This is a genomic window from Pantoea sp. nfd-35, assembly GCF_056892255.1.
Window position 1 is genome coordinate 72,294 of sequence record NZ_CP122403.1, and the last position, 17,974, is coordinate 90,267.

General features: G+C 52.4%; 17 protein-coding genes. 3 read left to right on the top strand and 14 right to left on the bottom strand.

Features of this window, described 5'->3' with window-relative positions; genetic code table 11:
- Positions 1 to 4 precede the first annotated feature (4 nt).
- The 12 genes from atpH to ravA all read right to left on the bottom strand — a co-directional run bounded on the left by atpH (position 5) and on the right by ravA (position 12,635).
- Positions 5 to 538: a F0F1 ATP synthase subunit delta gene (atpH, locus tag P9J57_RS00330; RefSeq protein WP_006121199.1), complete on the bottom strand. Its 534-nt coding sequence runs from the start codon at positions 536 to 538 to the stop codon at positions 5 to 7.
- 14 nt (positions 539 to 552) lie between these two features.
- The gene (gene atpF / locus P9J57_RS00335; RefSeq protein WP_013023933.1) at positions 553 to 1,023 is read right to left on the bottom strand and encodes a F0F1 ATP synthase subunit B; all 471 of its coding nucleotides are present in this window, start codon (positions 1,021 to 1,023) and stop codon (positions 553 to 555) included.
- 103 nt (positions 1,024 to 1,126) lie between these two features.
- A complete protein-coding gene (gene atpE, locus P9J57_RS00340; RefSeq protein ID WP_003849523.1) occupies positions 1,127 to 1,366 on the bottom strand; it encodes a F0F1 ATP synthase subunit C in 240 nt (79 codons plus the stop codon).
- A 48-nt stretch (positions 1,367 to 1,414) separates the two neighbouring features.
- Positions 1,415 to 2,233 (bottom strand): F0F1 ATP synthase subunit A, encoded by an 819-nt coding sequence (gene atpB / locus P9J57_RS00345; RefSeq protein ID WP_013023932.1) that lies wholly within the window; start codon positions 2,231 to 2,233, stop codon positions 1,415 to 1,417.
- Between the two features lie 8 nt (positions 2,234 to 2,241).
- The gene (gene atpI / locus P9J57_RS00350) at positions 2,242 to 2,622 is read right to left on the bottom strand and encodes a F0F1 ATP synthase subunit I (protein WP_014332968.1); all 381 of its coding nucleotides are present in this window, start codon (positions 2,620 to 2,622) and stop codon (positions 2,242 to 2,244) included.
- Positions 2,623 to 3,310: 688 nt separating this feature from the next.
- Positions 3,311 to 3,937, bottom strand: coding sequence for a 16S rRNA (guanine(527)-N(7))-methyltransferase RsmG (gene rsmG, locus P9J57_RS00355; protein WP_014332970.1), 627 nt, complete (start codon positions 3,935 to 3,937; stop codon positions 3,311 to 3,313).
- Between the two features lie 47 nt (positions 3,938 to 3,984).
- Positions 3,985 to 5,874, bottom strand: coding sequence for a tRNA uridine-5-carboxymethylaminomethyl(34) synthesis enzyme MnmG (gene mnmG, locus P9J57_RS00360; RefSeq protein ID WP_483279363.1), 1,890 nt, complete (start codon positions 5,872 to 5,874; stop codon positions 3,985 to 3,987).
- 432 nt (positions 5,875 to 6,306) lie between these two features.
- On the bottom strand, positions 6,307 to 6,747 hold the full coding sequence (mioC, locus tag P9J57_RS00365; RefSeq protein ID WP_133345129.1) for an FMN-binding protein MioC: 441 nt from the start codon (positions 6,745 to 6,747) through the stop codon (positions 6,307 to 6,309).
- Positions 6,748 to 6,902: 155 nt separating this feature from the next.
- On the bottom strand, positions 6,903 to 7,364 hold the full coding sequence (gene asnC, locus P9J57_RS00370) for a transcriptional regulator AsnC (protein WP_013023927.1): 462 nt from the start codon (positions 7,362 to 7,364) through the stop codon (positions 6,903 to 6,905).
- A gap of 104 nt (positions 7,365 to 7,468) precedes the next feature.
- Positions 7,469 to 9,607 carry a 5-histidylcysteine sulfoxide synthase gene (gene ovoA, locus P9J57_RS00375; protein WP_013023926.1) on the bottom strand — a complete coding sequence of 713 codons (2,139 nt, stop codon included), beginning with the start codon at positions 9,605 to 9,607 and terminating at the stop codon, positions 7,469 to 7,471.
- A gap of 74 nt (positions 9,608 to 9,681) precedes the next feature.
- Positions 9,682 to 11,142 carry an ATPase RavA stimulator ViaA gene (gene viaA, locus P9J57_RS00380; protein ID WP_014332972.1) on the bottom strand — a complete coding sequence of 487 codons (1,461 nt, stop codon included), beginning with the start codon at positions 11,140 to 11,142 and terminating at the stop codon, positions 9,682 to 9,684.
- Positions 11,139 to 12,635, bottom strand: coding sequence for an ATPase RavA (gene ravA / locus P9J57_RS00385; protein WP_014332973.1), 1,497 nt, complete (start codon positions 12,633 to 12,635; stop codon positions 11,139 to 11,141). The genes viaA and ravA overlap by 4 nt, the downstream gene beginning before the upstream one ends.
- A gap of 270 nt (positions 12,636 to 12,905) precedes the next feature.
- Here ravA and kup point away from each other — a divergent pair, with 270 nt between their 5' ends.
- The gene (gene kup, locus P9J57_RS00390) at positions 12,906 to 14,774 is read left to right on the top strand and encodes a low affinity potassium transporter Kup (RefSeq protein ID WP_014332974.1); all 1,869 of its coding nucleotides are present in this window, start codon (positions 12,906 to 12,908) and stop codon (positions 14,772 to 14,774) included.
- 31 nt (positions 14,775 to 14,805) lie between these two features.
- Here the strand turns inward: kup and qseC are convergent, their stop codons facing one another.
- Both qseC and qseB read right to left on the bottom strand, forming a co-directional pair.
- The gene (qseC, locus tag P9J57_RS00395; protein ID WP_014594927.1) at positions 14,806 to 16,146 is read right to left on the bottom strand and encodes a quorum sensing histidine kinase QseC; all 1,341 of its coding nucleotides are present in this window, start codon (positions 16,144 to 16,146) and stop codon (positions 14,806 to 14,808) included.
- A complete protein-coding gene (gene qseB / locus P9J57_RS00400) occupies positions 16,134 to 16,805 on the bottom strand; it encodes a quorum sensing response regulator transcription factor QseB (protein ID WP_013023921.1) in 672 nt (223 codons plus the stop codon). Before qseB ends, qseC begins: the two co-directional genes overlap by 13 nt.
- 160 nt (positions 16,806 to 16,965) lie before the next feature.
- Between qseB and P9J57_RS00405 the strand changes: the two genes are divergently transcribed.
- Both P9J57_RS00405 and rbsD read left to right on the top strand, forming a co-directional pair.
- Positions 16,966 to 17,367 (top strand): YgiW/YdeI family stress tolerance OB fold protein, encoded by a 402-nt coding sequence (locus P9J57_RS00405; protein WP_022623729.1) that lies wholly within the window; start codon positions 16,966 to 16,968, stop codon positions 17,365 to 17,367.
- A 182-nt stretch (positions 17,368 to 17,549) separates the two neighbouring features.
- Positions 17,550 to 17,969, top strand: a complete 420-nt coding sequence (gene rbsD / locus P9J57_RS00410) for a D-ribose pyranase (RefSeq protein ID WP_014594925.1) — start codon at positions 17,550 to 17,552, stop codon at positions 17,967 to 17,969.
- The last annotated feature ends 5 nt before the right edge of the window (positions 17,970 to 17,974 follow it).

Genomic DNA, 17,974 nt, shown 5'->3' on the forward strand with positions numbered 1-17,974 from the left:
CCCCTTAAGACTGCAAGACGTCAGCCAGACGGTCAAGACGGCCGCGTACGCTGCCATCAATAACCAGATCACCCGAACGGATGATCACGCCTGCCATCACAGACTTATCAATTTTGCAATTCAGCTTAACTTTGCGTGACAGACGTTTTTCCATCGCGGCGCTGATTTTAGTCAGCTGGTCGTCACTCAGCGTGCTGGCAGAAATAACATCCACTTCGGCAGTCGCTTCATAAGCGTCTCGCAGTTGAATGAATTGCGCCAGTACAGCCGGAAGCGCTGTCAAACGTCCGTTTTCCGCCATCACCTTAATCAGGTTCTGTGCGGGTTCATCCAGTTGATCACCACAGACTGCATTAAACGAGGCAGCCAGCGCTTCGGGTGCTAATGCACCTGAAAGCAGGTCGGCCATCTGTTCATTGGCAGCCACTTCTGCGGCAAACGCCAGCATCTTTTGCCAGCGTTCAATACTTTGATGCTCAACAGCAAAGTCAAAAGCTGCTTTGGCGTAGGGGCGAGCTACAGTAATCAGATCAGACATCAGCCCCTCCCTCCTTACAGTTCAGCGACCAGTTTATCAACGATGTCGCTGTTAGCAGCTTCATCCACGGAACGTTCGATGATCTTCTCGGCGCCAGCCATTGCCAGCAACGCGACTTGCTTACGCAGTTCTTCACGTGCACGCTTGCGTTCGGCGTCAATTTCAGCCTGCGCTTGTGCAACAATGCGAGTACGTTCGTTATCAGCTTCAGTCTTGGCTTCGTCCAGAATCTGCGTGCGACGCTTGTTCGCCTGCTCGATAATGACCTGAGCTTCCTCTTTCGCTTTTTTCAGCTGGTCGGTCGCATTAGCCTGCGCGAGATCCAAATCTTTCTTCGCGCGTTCAGCAGAAGCAAGGCCTTCAGCAATTTCTTTCTGGCGCTTTTCGATGGCAGCCATAATCGGTGGCCATACGTACTTCATGCAGAACGCGACAAACAGGATGAACGCGATGGCCTGGCCGAGGATTGTTGCATTAATGTTCACAGCACAATGCCTCTAATTAAGTATTTAACTTTTCTGCCGCTATCAACGATAAACGGCAGAATCCGTTCACTCTCGCACCAGGTACGGAGTGAACACAGGGGCTTTAGGCGACAGCAAACATCACGTAGAGGCCCAGACCAACAGCGATCATTGGGATTGCATCCACCAGACCCATTACAACAAAGAACTGCGTACGCAGCAGAGGAATCAGGTCAGGCTGACGAGCAGCGCCTTCCAGGAATTTTCCTCCGAGGATGCCGATACCGATCGCAGCACCGATTGCCGCCAGGCCCATCATCACAGCGGCAGCCATGTACAGCAGATCCATATTCAGGTTTTCCATGACAGTCTCCAGTTTGTTTCAGTTAAACGCGTATTGTTGAGAAAAAAATCAATGTTCTTCAGATGCCATCGACAGATAGACAATCGTGAGGACCATGAAGATGAAAGCCTGTAGCGAAATGATCAGGATGTGGAAAATGGCCCAAGGCACATTCAGAATCCACTGTGACCACCACGGCAACAGACCGGCAATAAGGATAAAGATCAGTTCACCCGCATACATGTTACCGAACAGTCGCAGACCGAGTGAAACCGGTTTTGACAGCAGGCTAACACCTTCCAGAATAAGGTTGATGGGGATAAAGATCGGGTGATTAAAAGGCTGCAGCGTCAGCTCTTTCGTGAAGCCGCCAATGCCTTTCATTTTGATGCTGTAGAACAGAATCAAAATAAATACGCCCAACGCCATGGATAGCGTGATGTTCACGTCTGCAGAAGGTACCACGCGCAGCGCCGGTAACCCCAACCAGTGCTCACCAATATAGGGCAGCAAATCGATTGGCAGCAGATCCATGAAGTTCATCAAGAAGACCCAGACAAAAATCGTCAGAGCCAGCGGGGCGATAAGTTTGCTCTTACCGTGATACATGTCGCGCACGTTGCTATCAACGAAACCGACAACCAGTTCGATAGCCGCCTGCATTTTCCCTGGCACACCGCTGGTGACGCTTTTCGCCACGCTACGGAACAACACCAGGAAGATAACTCCCAGCACCAGAGAGAAAAACATGGAATCGATATTTAATACCCAGAACGTCGCGGGAGCGTCGTGAGCATTCACTAACTCGAAGGTACGCAGGTCCAACTGAAGATGAGTCAGGTGGTGACCAATGTACTCTTGCGGAGTAGAGATTTCTCCTGCAGCCATGATGCCTCTTACCCTTTGTTGTTAATTACCGCCGGTGCCAACATCTGAACGACCAGCACCGATAACCAGGTGATCCCGACCGGCCAGAAGACCGCATCGAATACACCCAACGCCACAATGAGCAAAATAATGGTCGCGAACACTTTGGCTATTTCCCCCAAAGCGAAGCTCCACGCGACGCGCCCCGAAGCCGGAGTTTGCCCTTGCAGGCGCCAGGCTATAAACAAGAACAACACGTTTGGCAGCCAGGCTGCCATTCCGCCAGCAAGAGCAGAGCCGCCCCAGGTGACATCTTTCAGGGCAAAGAGTGCACCGACGATGACGATGGTCACTAGCTGAATCACCAGCACCGTTCGGGCGTATTTCACACTGTAAAGAGACACTGACATGACGCTGATACTCTCCTGCCCCTTTAGGGGTATGTCGCGTGTCGTATAAGACTGCCTTTGTGCATTTGAGTCAAGTAGCAAAAGCCGTGCAAATTATACGGGCCGTACCTGTGATTTCAATCGTTAAGTAACGAAAAGGTGAACAATTATCTAAATTTCTTTCCGAATGACTATTTTTCAAAAGATACTGAGCAGCCCGTTTCGGATAAAGCCGTAAAAAGTTCCGCAGCAACTCAGTTTTAAAGCGTGCTTTAGATCACATAATAAGCATTCGCACCGCGTTATGTTTTATTAAGACCCAATTATCCGAACGCAAAATAAGGGATAAAAAACCTTATTATCAATCAGTTAAAAAGCAATATACCGTAACGTTTTTTTGTTCCCGATGAAAATAGTCTATTGACATCGAAGTCTCCTTCAGAATCGTAAAAAGCCTATTACTCTTGCCGAAAGGCGGGTGGCCTTAAATATGATTAATCGCGGTGCGCACCGATAAAACGCCAAAAACTCGTGATTATTTTGATAAAACTTTGTGAAATAAAAGTTAAATGTGAAAAAGTTTTTCAGATAATTTCCGCGTCAGGATTTAACAACGTGAGCCGGAAAAGCAGAGTAGATGACCCAAAGACCATCGCATCTTTGGTTACATGGCACCGCGCGTTGATACGCTTTACGGTGCCTGAATGCGCTATGGCGTACTGTTCCTGGCAACGATAACCAGATGACGTTCGCCTTCCAGTTGGGGAACCTGAAGTGAAATCACCTTGTCCAGCGCATAGCCCGCAGGCAGGCTGGCGATTTCCTCATCCGGCCGCACGCCTTTAAGCGCATAAAAACGGCCATTTTCCGCGGGTAAGTGATGACACCAGCTCACCATATCCTCCAGCGACGCAAAGGCGCGGCTGATCACCCCATCAAATGGCGGTTCGGAAGGAAAGGCTTCGACCCTGCTCTGGACCGGCTCGATATTTGTAAGTCCCAGTTCATGCTGCACCTGCCGTAAAAAACGTACGCGTTTACCCAAGCTGTCCAGCAAAGTGAAATGTGCCTCCGGCATCACAATGGCCAGCGGAATGCCAGGTAAACCGGGCCCGGTGCCGACATCAATAAAACGTGAACCCTGAAGATGTGGCGCCACCACGATGCTGTCGAGGATATGGCGAACCAGCATCTGCTGAGGATCGCGCACCGAAGTCAGGTTATAAGCTTTATTCCATTTATCCAGTAGCCCTACATAGGCCACCAGTTGCTGTTTTTGTTGATCGGAAAGGGAAATTTTGGCCGCTTGCAGCAGCGAAGTGAGTTTGTTGATCACAGCATCAGTCCAGTCAGCGGGGGCGGAAAATCCCGCCCCGGTTCAGATCAGGCGTTTTTGCGCAGCAGACCTTGTTTTTTCAGGTAAATCAGTAAAATTGAGATGGCCGCAGGCGTGACGCCTGAGATGCGTGATGCCTGGCCGATTGAAACCGGTTTATGATCGTTAAGCTTGGCGATAACTTCATTAGAAAGGCCACTGACCTGACGATAATCAAGCGTGGCTGGCAGCAGCGTATTCTCATTACGCAACTGACGATCGATCTCTTCCTGCTGACGCGCAATATAGCCTTCGTATTTTACCTGGATCTCAACCTGTTCAGCAGCCTGTTCATCCGCCAAAGCCGGGCCAAAAGCATCAAGTGCCATCAGCTTCAGATAGGTCATTTCAGGGCGGCGTAACAGATCTTCAGCACTGGCTTCCTTCGTTAATGGAGAGCTGGTGATGGTATTCACCGCCTCAACATGTTCGGACTTAGGGTGCACCCAGATATCGCGCAGTCGCTGGCGTTCCTGCTCGATCGCTTCAAGCTTCTGGTTGAAGCGCGCCCAGCGCGCATCATCCACCAGGCCGAGTTCACGCCCGGTTTCCGTTAAACGTAAATCTGCATTGTCTTCACGCAGCATCAGGCGATATTCGGCACGTGAGGTAAACATGCGGTAAGGTTCTTTAGTGCCGAGAGTGCAAAGATCGTCGACCAGTACCCCGAGGTAAGCCTGATCGCGACGCGGTGCCCAGCCCTCTTTGTCAGCAGACTGACGCGCGGCGTTAAGCCCCGCCAGCAATCCCTGTGCTGCCGCTTCTTCGTAGCCTGTGGTGCCGTTAATCTGCCCGGCAAAAAACAGGCCGTCGATAAATTTGCTTTCCAGCGTGAGTTTTAAATCGCGTGGATCAAAGAAGTCATACTCAATGGCATAACCCGGGCGCACGATCTTCGCATTTTCCATGCCCTGCATTGAACGAACGATCTGCATCTGTACGTCGAATGGCAGGCTGGTTGAGATACCGTTGGGGTAGATCTCATTGCTGGTCAGTCCTTCAGGCTCAAGGAAGATCTGATGCGAGTTGCGATCGGCGAAGCGCATGACTTTGTCTTCGATCGATGGACAATAACGTGGCCCGATCCCTTCGATGATCCCCGCATACATGGGGCTACGATCGAGGTTATTACGGATCACATCATGTGTTTTTTCATTGGTATAGGTCATCCAGCACGGCACCTGCTGTGGGTGCTGTCCGGCATTGCCCATGAAAGAGAACACCGGCATCGGGTTATCGCCATGCTGCGGGGCAAGTACGCTAAAATCGATGCTGCGTGCATCAATGCGTGGCGGTGTACCGGTTTTCAGGCGGTCAACGCGCAGTGGCAAAGCACGCAGGCGTTTTGCCAGAGGGATCGACGGCGGATCGCCTGCACGACCTCCGCTGTAGTTATCCAGCCCGATATGAATTTTTCCGTCGAGGAAGGTACCCACGGTAAGCACGACCGTTTTGGCACGGAATTTCAGGCCCATTTGGGTTACCGCACCGACAACGCGATCGTTCTCGACGATAAGATCGTCAACGGCCTGCTGGAAGATCATCAGGTTTGGCTGGTTCTCCAGCGCAGTACGTACCGCCTGGCGATAGAGTACGCGGTCCGCCTGAGCACGGGTCGCCCTTACGGCAGGACCTTTACTTGCGTTTAGTATCCTAAACTGAATACCCGCCCGATCGATTGCACCGGCCATCAAACCGCCTAAGGCATCCACTTCCTTTACCAAATGTCCCTTACCGATACCACCGATGGCCGGGTTGCAGGACATTTGTCCCAGCGTATCGATGTTATGGGTCAGTAACAGGGTTTGCTGACCCATTCGGGCTGCTGCCATGGCAGCTTCCGTGCCCGCATGACCACCACCAATAACGATGACGTCAAAAGGATCTTGATAAAACATGAAGTGGTACCTCGTTGATGAATAGTCAGAGAGCGTTCTCTCTGGGCCGTGGATTCTACTGAAATTATGGCTGAGGTGAAAGCAGCGGGATCGACAGGTATTAAAAGAAAAGATCTTAATTCTTTATATGATCTTTCTGTTAGATCTCTTATTAGGATCGCCATCTCTTGTGGATATCTGCGAAAAGCACAGGATAAACAAGTGAGTAGAGAGGATCGTTACCTGTTAATGATCGGTGATCCTGATCCGTATAAGCTGGGATCAAAAGAGGACTTTATCCACAGCTCATAAAGTAAACTCCAGTTGTTCTTTGGATAACTACCGGTTATACGCAACTAAACAGGGTAGTTATCCACAAAATAAAAGACCAGATCCGGGGAAAAACAGTATCTTCTGCTGGGGATCGTCGTGATTTCCCGATCCCTGACCGGCTCAGATCGCGTCTTTCCAGGTCATCACCCACTCTTCAGCCGGATCTTCGGGGATCTCATGTTGCAGAATATCAATTTCCAGCCTTTCGCCGATGCGCTGTGCGCCACAGGTAATTAACAGAGCGTCAAGATTGCGTATCGCACCACAAAACAGATCGTATTCATGGTTGCCGATGCCGACTGCGCCAAAACGCACGGATGACAGATCGGGACGGCTTTCATCAATGGCGTCATAAAAAGGTTGCAGATTATCAGGCAACTCTCCGGCTCCGTGGGTAGAACTCACGACCAGCCAGATCCCCTGCAGGGGCACATCATGAAGCTCAGGACCATGTAGCATCTGCGTTGAGAAGCCCGCTTCCTGCAGTTTTTCTTCGAGATGTTCAGCAACATATTCGGCGCTGCCTAAGGTGCTGCCACTGATTAACGTAATGTCGGCCATCGTGCTCTCCTGAGATCAAGGTGAGCATTGTACGCTGTGATCAAGCGGTGATCCACCTGTGGAAAACAAGGTTATTAGTTTTGACAAGGGCGATACAGCCGTTGTCAGGCGGCCGATCGTTAAAGGATAAAATTGTGCACAAGCGGGTGGAAAGATCAGGGCTTGATGGTTCGCATGATGGGGTTCTGCAGGGAGATCAGGGTTTCTGTTGACTGGATTTCATCAATTGTCTGGATCTTGTTAATTAATACCTGCTGGAGAGCATCGATAGATCGACACATGACTTTAATAAAAATACTGTAATGCCCGGTGGTATACCAGGCTTCAACGACTTCATCCAGCGCGTCCAGTTTACTCAGCGCCGCCGGGTAATCACGGGCGCTTTTGAGAATAATGCCGATAAAACAACAGACATCAAAGCCCAACTGGCGGGGATCGATCTCAACCCGCGTTCCCAGAATAATGCCTGCCTGCTTCATTTTTTCGACACGGACATGAATGGTTCCCGGGCTGACGTTGAACTGTTTTGCCAGTTCGGCATACGCGGTGCGTGCATTTTCCAGTAGTGCATTCAGGATCCCCCGGTCAAGGTTATCCAGTTGCAGATGTTCGGGCATGATCGTCCTCGTTATCGTTTTTCTTCAATGAACTGAGGAGAATGTGCAGCAAAATAACGTAACTGGCAACACACCGGCAGCGGCATAAGCCGCTGCCGGTTGCCTTAACGTTTACGCCACAGAGTGACCTGCGCGAGCGTATGCTGGAATTTACGCGCCGTTTCACGGATGACGAATGGCATATCCTGTGGTGAACCTATTTGCTCAAAGTCGGCGGCCAGCAACCGTTGCAGTGCCTGCAGGGTGGTCAGGGCTTCTCCATTTTCACGTACGCCGCCCAGCCAGTTTTCCTTCGGGGTAAAGGCTTCAAGCCACGTGTAAGGTGACGACAGCACTAAGATCCCACCAGAACGCAACATGGGCGTGACGTCCTGAAGAAAACGTGCCGGCTGACGCAGGCGATCGATCAGGTTCGAGGCCAGGACCAGATCGTAACGTGCTGGCTGAGGTTTCATGTTACAGGCATCGCCCTGAACAAACTGAATGCGCTTCGCCTGCTCACTGGTGATAGCAAAGTCCTTAAGTCGTACCTGACGGTATTCCACCAGATCGCCTTCTTCAGGTACCACGTAGCGGAAATCTTCGCCGGTGGTGAGCTGGAGCGCCACATCAATAAAGCGGGCCGAATAATCCATGCCGGTGACATGCTCAAAGTGGCGGGCCAGTTCGAAGCTTGCCCGGCCCGTGGCGCAGCCAATATCCAGCGCCTCTCCCCGATTCTGGCTGTGCGACAGTGCCAGTTTGACCAAGGCTTCTGCATAGTTATCGACGCCGAAATAGCGAGGCCCATACTGGAAATCGAGGTACTGAGAAACCATGCTGTCGGTTTCATAGGGGTTTAAGGCCATGGTTTCCTGGTGGGAAGAAATCACATAGCGAAAACCCGCATGCTGGAAAAAGTGACGGCGGAAGGCATAACGCGATGATTTGATCGCCTCATTGCCGGTGGAAATCCAGCTTCCACCTTTTATAAGTGAGTGCTTACCGTCAAAGGTGGGCGTTGAGAAATCGTCATAGAGCGGATGGACTTTAAAGCCTTCAAAGCCATTGGTTGGGGTGGTTGTCCATTGCCAGACGTTACCCACGATGTCGTAGAACTCGCCCTGCGGGAACCGATCGACCGGGCAGGAAGAGGCCCAGTAAGCCAGATTAATATTGCCTGGCGCCTGCTGCCAGTCTGGCTGATCGCCTTCGACCTGTTCGCGCAGTTGATACCATTCCGCCTCACAGGGTAGCTGGACTGACTTACCGGTTTCTTCCGCTTTCCAGCGACAGAAGGCCGCGGCCTCCAACTGATTGACCTCAGCTGGCCAGTCCCACGGCATGGGTACCTCTTCACACATCAGTCGGAGTTTCAGCTGATCGGGCATCGCAGCGTTACCCACCCAGAAGGTGGGCATTTCTGCCTGTGCAAACTGGCGCCAGCCCAGGCCTTCTTCATCCCACCAGCGGGATTCCTGATAGCCACCAGCCTGCACAAATTCATAAAACTCTGCGTTACTGACCAGCATTTTGCTGGCCTTGAAAGGCTTTAGCTCAACCTGCTGAGTACCGTACTCGTTGTCCCAGCCATAGGTATCATCGGTTTTACCAAGCGTGATGTGGCCACCGGGCAGGGAGACCAGTGCGTTGGTGGGCACCAACTGACGATCGCGGCGCGCTTCCGCGCAGGCTGGCCACTGCGGTTGAGGTTTCACCCATTCGACCGGCAGCTGACGGATCAGCACGCTGGAGGTTTCCAGGTGAATTCGCTCATGCTCAATCCCCATCAGGATCACCCAGGCCGGGCTGTCCCATGTGATGGGCAGTTCAAGCGGCATCTCCTGAATAAATTGTGTCACTAAGGCTTTTACGCTACCGCGATAGTCGCGAACGGCTTCTACAGAAGGCCAGTCGTAGTGGTTGTCGTTGAGATCATCCCAGCTCATTTCGTCCACGCCAATAGCCAGCATGGCTTCGATGCGATCGTCAATGCGGTCATCGATGTAACGTCCAGCCATTAACTTGTTAATGTAGAACGTGGCGGTGTGGCCAAAGTAAAAGATCAGCGGATGGCGCAGGGGAATCGCTTTCGTAAACCATGCGCGCTGATCGTTGAGGCAGGTAAAGAGATCTTCGTACAGCGCCCATGTCTGACTAAAGTAAGCCAGCAGCTCGGCACGTTTTTGTTCGACATTTTGGCCAGAGAGCATCAGCGTCCGGGTTGGCGCAGGTAAATCGCGATGGGGTTGAACGGTGTTCACAGGACACTCCTGATTGCTGAATAAGTAATTGCAGATATTTACTATAAAGCAAAATGGAATTTCTGCTGTCTCGCTTAGCGCCGCCAGTGACGTAATATGCGGCTTTTTAAGCCGGTATCGAAACGCCAGATATGATCGAAGATGCGCATTATGCCGGGTTTACCGTGCGTGGACATGGCGACGGCGTGGAAGCGCTGCTGCTGTTGCTGCTGGCGATGTTTAACGCTGCGTACCACCTCTTCCGGCAGGCGCTGCGCAATAAAGTCTGACACGATGACGGCATCGGCATCCTGCCACAACGGGCCTTCCATCCGTTTGACCACCGCGGAAAGACAGGCTGCGAGGTCGGTTCCGCCACGAAAACGTTGGCTGAGAAAACGGATGGCCTGCTCCAGCCCGTCATCGCCCGTTAATTCGTAACCAATTACGTCATGAGCGAATAACATGATGTAACAGCGACGGCGATCGGCCAGTGCCACTTTGAGAAGGGCCAGACAAAAGGCTTTTGCACAACGTTCATTGAACCCTCCCATTGACCCTGAGGTATCGACACAAACGATAAACGGGCCACGAGGCTGTTCTTCATGCTGCTGGTGGCTGACGGGACGTTGAGTGATTTTTTCATGCCAGGCATCGCCCTGAAGTTTGTAAGTAAGCAGTCGCTTCTCTACCAGCCTGCGGTAAAACTCAAGTTCAAGCTCGCTGACGCTCAATGCTGCCAGTTCAGGTGGCAGCAAGCGTAATACGTCATCACTTTGATGAATACCGCTGACTTCTTCCGGTACGGCATCCGGTTCGCGCACCAGATGATGAAAGGCTTCCATCGGCGTATCCTGGGAGGGAACCGATTTTGCCTCACGACTCCGCCCCAGTTGCTGGGCCAGCTTCATTAATTCGGGCTGCTGTGCAAGGAACTCGCCGTATTGCAGCATCAACTGGTAATCGCCATGCTGAAGCGGCGCTTTGCCCATATCCCATAACCGTCCGGCTGCCGCTTCGTCATCGTCTGCCAGCACAGGTGCCAGTTGCCCACTCAGGGCCATACGTTGCTGTAACTCCGCCATCAGACGTTCGCGCTGCTGCTCAAGAAGTTGCTCATTAAGCGTTAACGTTTGCAGCGTAAGGCTGAGCCGCCAGCGTTGCAGGAACAGCGTATGCTGGGCAGTGCTGAGATGGCCGGGATCGTTATGAAGAAGCAGTCGTTTTGCTTCTTCCTGGAAGGGGGATGTCAGGCGTTCAAGGTGAGAAAGGGTTTCATCAAGCTGCTGGCTGAATTCACGATCGCTGAGTAACTGAATACGCTGGAATAACTGAAACTCTTCCGCCAGTGCTTCCGGGACCGGCGTGGCTTTGAGTTCGGCATCAATTTCTGCCTTCCAGCGAGGAACATCCCGTAACAGCGCCTTTTTCATGCCGGGAAATTTTTCAAAGAACAGGGCCAGTTGTGGAGACGCGAGGAGTGCCAGAATTAACTCTTCAATCAGCTCGGTCTCGCCGATTGACAGCAGGGTACTCAGCGTCTCCAGTGAGATCATTTACGCGCCTGTTTAAGTTGTTCCGCAACGTCCTGCAGGCTGGTTTCGACGCGAGCCAGCCAGTCATCACTGATAAACAGGCAACGCTGTTGCTGACTGAACAGGTGGCGTTGTTGACGCAGCTGGTTGTCGAGTTCATCCAGCGCTTCACTGATTTCTTCCGGCAACGCCTCACTGCTGCTGCTGCCGGGCAGTGTCAGTCTTGCCGTTTGTAAGCTGACATCGCGAACCGCCAGGCAATGCTGCGCATCCACCAGCATATCCACCGTTTGAGCAAATCCAATACCGTTTAATTTGCCGCGAATATCGCCGCCTTTCTGTAACCAGTGGTTCAGTGCTTCACGCTCAATAACCAGATGCGTGACCTGCATATCATGCAGCGTGAGCGGCTTTTGCAGCATCAGCGTTAACTGCGCGTCGGTAAGGCTTTCGGGCATGTCGTAATGCGGTTTACGACTGAACATGCCGCTGTGCTTCTCAAGCGTAATGGCGGCAGCCACGCTTTGCTGCTGTTGCAGGGCCAGACGTCGGGCTTTCAGTTGCTGCAACCTGAGCAACATCGCCTGCTGTTGCCAGGCATGTTGAGTCATGAGCTGATCGATTTCACGATCCAGAAGCTGCATGGATGCAACGTCATGCCACAAACAGTCTTTTAATAAGATCAGATCCAGTGGCGCAATGGTGTTTCGCCCACTGTAAAAGGCGCTGGCCTGCAACAGATGTATGGCTTTTTTCCAGCGGCGATCGGAGATGTAAGGCGCCTCGGGTAGCTTTTCCAGCTGCTGGCGTAACTGATAGATCAGTTCAAACACGTTATCGGGCAGGGTGACCTGGCTGATGCCTTGCTGCCATCGCACATACTCTTCGTCGCTGATGCGCAGCGATTCGGCGACCGGGTTGTCATTTTCATCCTGATGATGGGTCAGCATGCTGCGGAAGTTCTGCTTTTCATGCACGTTATCCAGCCACAGGCGAATTAACATGCGGTCATACAGGGCTTCGAGCCCGCTATCGGCTTCCGGCAACTCATTGGAGGCCGTGACCAGCAGGCGCATCGGAATTTTTTCTTCGCTATCGCCATTACGGAAACGGCGTTCGTTGATGGCGGTAAGCAGCGTGTTAAGGATTGCCGGGCCGGCTTTCCAGATCTCATCCAGAAAAACGATTTCGGCATCGGGGAGATAGCCTTTGGTCAGCCGCTGATAGCGTCCTTCATCTTTTAAAGCCTGGATAGACAGCGGACCAAAGACTTCTTCCGGGGTAGAAAAGCGGGTCATCAGATATTCGAAAGCGCGGGCATGCTGGAAGGCGCATTTCAGGCGACGGGCAATCAGGCTTTTTGCTATGCCTGGCGGACCCAGCAAAAATACGCTTTCGCCGCTGAGTGCGGCGAGCAGGCAAAGGCGAATGGCATGATGTCGCTCATACAAACCTTTTTCTAACGCATTGCTGAGACGAGAAATTCTTTCTGCCAAAAGATGGGGTTGAGCCATAATCACATCAATGTCCTTACGATCGTCGAGCCGCCGCGTTTTAGCGAACGCAATACTCTATAGGGTATGATGCGCGAAAGCGTTAATCGATGTCAGCTTTTTTGTTTCAGAAGGTTCGACAGCGCGACTTTAAATGTTAATGCAGCACCAAAAAACAGTGAATGACCATCGGTTACCCGGACGGCGGTGTAGGAATTTTTGTGAATACGTGCATACTGTGCGCTTTTTGATGGCTTGTGCGCCTCTCAGACTCCAACAAAAGATAATTTTATGAGCTCGGATAATAAGCACTCACTAGGCGGATTAACGCTGGCTGCCATTGGTGTCGTCTACGGGGATATCGGCACCAGCCCGCTTTATACCTTACGCGAATGTCTTTCGGGGCAGTTTGGCTTTGGCGTGGAGCGGGATGCGGTCTTTGGCTTTCTTTCGCTGATTTTCTGGCTGCTGGTGCTGGTGGTATCGCTGAAATATATCAGCTACGTCATGCGCGCAGACAATGCCGGAGAAGGCGGCATCTTAACGCTGATGTCCCTGGCGGGGCGACATACGGGCGGGCGAGCCACCGCAATTCTGGTAATTATGGGGCTGATTGGCGGCAGTTTTTTCTACGGCGAGGTGGTGATCACCCCGGCGGTTTCTGTCCTGTCGGCGATTGAAGGTCTGGAAATTGCGGCGCCAAGTCTCGATAGCTACATCGTGCCCATGGCCATCGCCGTCCTGACACTGTTGTTTGTCATTCAAAAACACGGGACCGGCATCGTGGGTAAACTCTTCGCGCCCGTCATGCTGTTGTGGTTTATTGTCCTGGCCGTGTTGGGTGCGCGCAGCATTCTCAATAATCCTGAAGTATTGCAGGCGCTGAATCCTTACTGGGCGCTGCACTTTTTTGTCGAATACAAGTCTGTTTCTTTTTTTGCGCTCGGCGCGGTGGTGCTCGCAATTACAGGCGTCGAAGCGCTGTATGCGGACATGGGGCACTTTGGTAAATTCCCTATCCGGCTGGCATGGTTTGTGGTGGTGCTGCCTTCGCTGGTGCTCAACTACTTTGGTCAGGGCGCGCTGTTACTGAAGCAGCCGGAAGCGATTAAAAACCCGTTCTTCCTGTTGGCCCCTGACTGGGCGCTGATCCCCATGCTGATTCTGGCGACCTTAGCCACCGTTATTGCTTCACAGGCGGTGATTTCCGGGGTCTTCTCATTAACCCGACAGGCGGTACGTCTGGGTTATTTGCCGCCAATGCGCATCGTCCATACATCGGAAAAAGAGTCGGGGCAGATCTACATCCCCGTGATTAACTGGCTGCTTTATTTCTCTGTCGTGATTGTCATCATCGGCTTTGAGCATTCGAGTAACCTGGCTGCGGCTTACGGGATTGCGGTCACGGGCACCATGGTGCTGACATCCATTCTGTGCGCGACCGTGGCGATACTGAACTGGCACTGGAATCGTTATCTGGTGGGGCTGATTTTAGTGGCGATGCTGTGCATTGATGTGTCGCTGTTCTCGGCCAACCTGATTAAAATTTTCTCCGGCGGCTGGCTGCCCCTGACGCTGGCGCTGATGATGTTTATTGTGATGACAACCTGGAAGAGTGAACGCTTTCGGTTGCTGCGCCGCATGCATGAGCACGGCAATTCCCTGGAAGCAATGATTGCTTCTCTGGAAAAGTCACCGCCTGTTCGCGTACCCGGCACTGCGGTTTACATGTCTCGCGCGCTGAACGTGATTCCTTTTGCCATGTTGCATAACCTTAAGCACAACAAGGTGCTGCATGAGCGCGTCGTGCTGTTAACGCTGCGTACCGAAGATGCGCCATACGTACACAACGTCAGGCGCGTCACCATTGAGCAGTTGTCGCCCACCTTCTGGCGCGTGGTAGCCAGTTACGGCTGGCGTGAAACGCCGAACGTTGAAGAGATTTTCCACCGCTGTGGCCTGGAAGGACTTAACTGCCGCATGATGGAGACCTCTTTCTTTATGTCCCATGAGTCGCTGATCATTGGAAAACGCCCCTGGTATTTGCGTCTGCGCGGCAAGCTGTTTATGACGTTACAACGCAATGCGCTGCGTGCGCCCGATCAGTTTGAGATCCCGCCGAATCGGGTTATCGAGCTGGGAACGCAGGTCGAGATTTAAACGGCTGTGCCTGCCTGTCAGGCACAGCGTTTCACCAGTGCAGCGTGACGCACAATCCGCCGCCGGGATGTTGACTGAAGTGCAGCGACATACCGTGCAACTGGGCAATATTGCGTACGATCGATAAACCCAGCCCACTGCCGCTTTTCTCCTGCCCCGGCGGACGCCAGAAACGTTCGCCTAAACGCTGCAACTCGGCTGCCGATAGACTGTTTCCGTTATCCTCCACCCGCAACGTATTCGGGCTGAGCACGATGTCAACGCGGCTGCCCGGCGGTGTATAGCGGATAGCGTTATCCAACAGGTTTCTGATCAGCAGCGACAGCAGCAACGCGTGTCCCGAAATAACCGGATCGGCTTCAGCGTTAAGGCGCAACGTAATGTCAGCCTTATCTGCCAGTGGCAGCTGTGAAGCCAGCGTGTCCTGTGCCACCTTTTTTAACATGACGGGCTGGAACGTATTGCGAACATCCTCGGCTTCAATGCGGGAAAGGGTAAGCAGCTGATCAACCAGACGAGTGGCGCGGGTAATACCCGCATCCAGCTGTTGCAGCGCGTGAGTGCGCATCGCCTCGTCATCGGCGGCCAGTTGAATGACCTCGCTTTGCACCCGCAGTGCGGCGAGCGGGCTGCGTAATTCGTGTGCGGCATCCGACGTAAAACGGCGTTCCCGCTGCATCATGGTATGAATACGGCTGAACAGGCCGTTCAGGGCGTCAATTAACGGTCGTACCTCTTTGGGAACGCGATCGGCCTGCAAGGGCGCATCATCGTCAGGTGCCCGCCCGGCAAGCTGGTGGCTGAGTTTCTTCAGCGGACGAAGTTCATACCACACCAGGCCCGTTAACATCAGCAGCATAAAAGGTAATGAGATCAGCCAGGGCAACATGCTGGCATCGACCAGATCTTTTGCCATATCGTCACGGTATTCCCATTCCTGACCCACCACGACGCGGTAACGTTGATCGGGCGTAGTCAGCCAGACAAAACGCCAGAGATCGTCATCCCCGTTAAGCTGGCCATCCTGGAAACCTTGATGCTCCGCATTAAAGGGCAGATCTTTGCCATTATCACCGTCGTTGAGAACCTGTTTTCCCTCCCGGTCAAATACCGCGAAAGCCAGCGCGTCATCGTCCTGTTTGCCACGATTGTGATCCAGCAACTTTTTCGTTTTTGGCAGCGACGTGCCGTTCAGCGTCGTGAAGTCCAGGGTCAGCAGGCGCTTAGCAAGCAGCATCTGTTGCGTATCAAACAGCTCGTTAACGGTGTCACGTGTTTTATACCAGGCGCTGAGCGTGGCCGCTCCCCAACAAATGCCCAGTATCAGCACCAGGCCAATGCCAAGGCGTAAAAACAAACTCATCGATCGCATTCGCTTTCCCCCAGCGTATAGCCCACGCCGTGGATGGTGCGGATAAAGCGGTTACCGAGTTTTTTACGCAGATGATGGATATGCACTTCTACCGCATTGCTCGACACTTCGGTATCCCAGGTATAGAGCTTTTCTTCAAGCTGGCTTCGCGTCAGTACCCGATCCGGATTTCGCATAAACAGCTCAAGCAGGGCCAGCTCACGGCTTTTTAACGCGATATTTTCGCCGTTTCTTTCCACGCAGAGATTACCGGGAATCAACACTACATCGCCATGACGCAGTTCGGGCTGGAGTTGCCCGTGGCGGCGGCGAATCAGTGCCTGTAAGCGTGCGGCAACTTCTGTAAGGGCAAAGGGTTTGCACAGGTAATCGTCAGCCCCCATCTGTAATCCTTCAACGCGTTGATCAAGCGCATCGCGGGCGGTAAGGATAAGAACCGGGACATCGTGCCCCTGCTGACGCCATTGACGCAATATGTCCAGCCCGTCACGCTCAGGCAGTGATAAATCGAGTACGACCGCATCCCACGGCGCCGCCGTTAATGCCTGAAAACCGGCCTCGCCAGAGACAAACCAGTCAACGCTGAATCCCAGCTTACTGAGTCCCGCTTTAATGCCGTCTCCAATCAGGCGGTCGTCTTCAATCAGTAAAATTCGCATCGCTTCTCCCTTTTAGTAAGCGATTTATACGAAGGCGAATGGGGGTTGTACAGTGAGTTTGGCTAAAAACTGCGTTTATTTTTGCCTTAAGATCCTGTTAAGAACTCTATGTTTTACTACAGTCACTACCCTAACTGCTTCATGGACAAGAGGTGACAAAATGAAAAAGTATGCTGCACTATTAGCCGTAACCATGCTGGCTTCCGCGCCGGTCTTTGCTGCACAACAAGGCGGATTTGTTGATCCAAATGCGCCAGCGCCGGCCGCACATCAGCAGCAGGGCGGTTTCAAAACCGATCAAAGCAGTGTTGTAACGGTGAAACAGGCTGAAGAGATGAAAGATGACAGCTGGATTACCGTTCGTGGCCAGCTTGAAAAGCAGATTGGTGACGAAGACTACGTGTTCCGTGATCAGACCGGCACGATGAAAGTAGAAATCGATCATAAGCGCTGGAATGGGCTGACCGTTTCACCCAAAGACCATGTTGAACTGACCGGGGAACTGGATAAAGATTTCAACAGCATCGAGCTGGACGTCAAACAGGTCAAAAAGTTGCCCTGATTCTGCCCCAATGGACCGCTCAGACGGTCCATTTTTACCTTCTGATTGCCCCCTAACTCAAATTCTGGTCTGCAACAGCGAAACGTTTCGATAGCGATCACAAATTTCTTATTCAGTGGTTGAATTGTAACCTTCATTTAATACACTCCTGAAAGCGAAACGTTTCGCTCTGGAGTGGAAAAATGAAAAAAGGTCGCCTGTTAAACGCTGAACTCTCTTACGTCATCGCCCGCCTGGGCCATACGGATACATTGACGATCGCCGATGCGGGGTTGCCGATTCCGGCAGAAACGCAGCGTATCGATCTGGCACTGATACCGGGTACGCCAGGATTTATGCAGGTGGTTGAAGCGGTAACGCATGAGATGCAGGTGGAAAGCGCCTTTATCGCGGAAGAAATTAAGCAGCATAATCCGCAGCTCCACAGCGAACTGATCGCCGTGCTCGACGCATTGCAACAGCACCAGGGAAATACCATTAGTATCCACTACATCAGTCACGAACAGTTCAAACAACAAACACAGCGTAGTCAGGCGGTCATTCGCAGCGGAGAGTGTTCTCCGTTTGCGAATGTCATCCTGAGCGCAGGTGTGACCTTCTGAGGCCA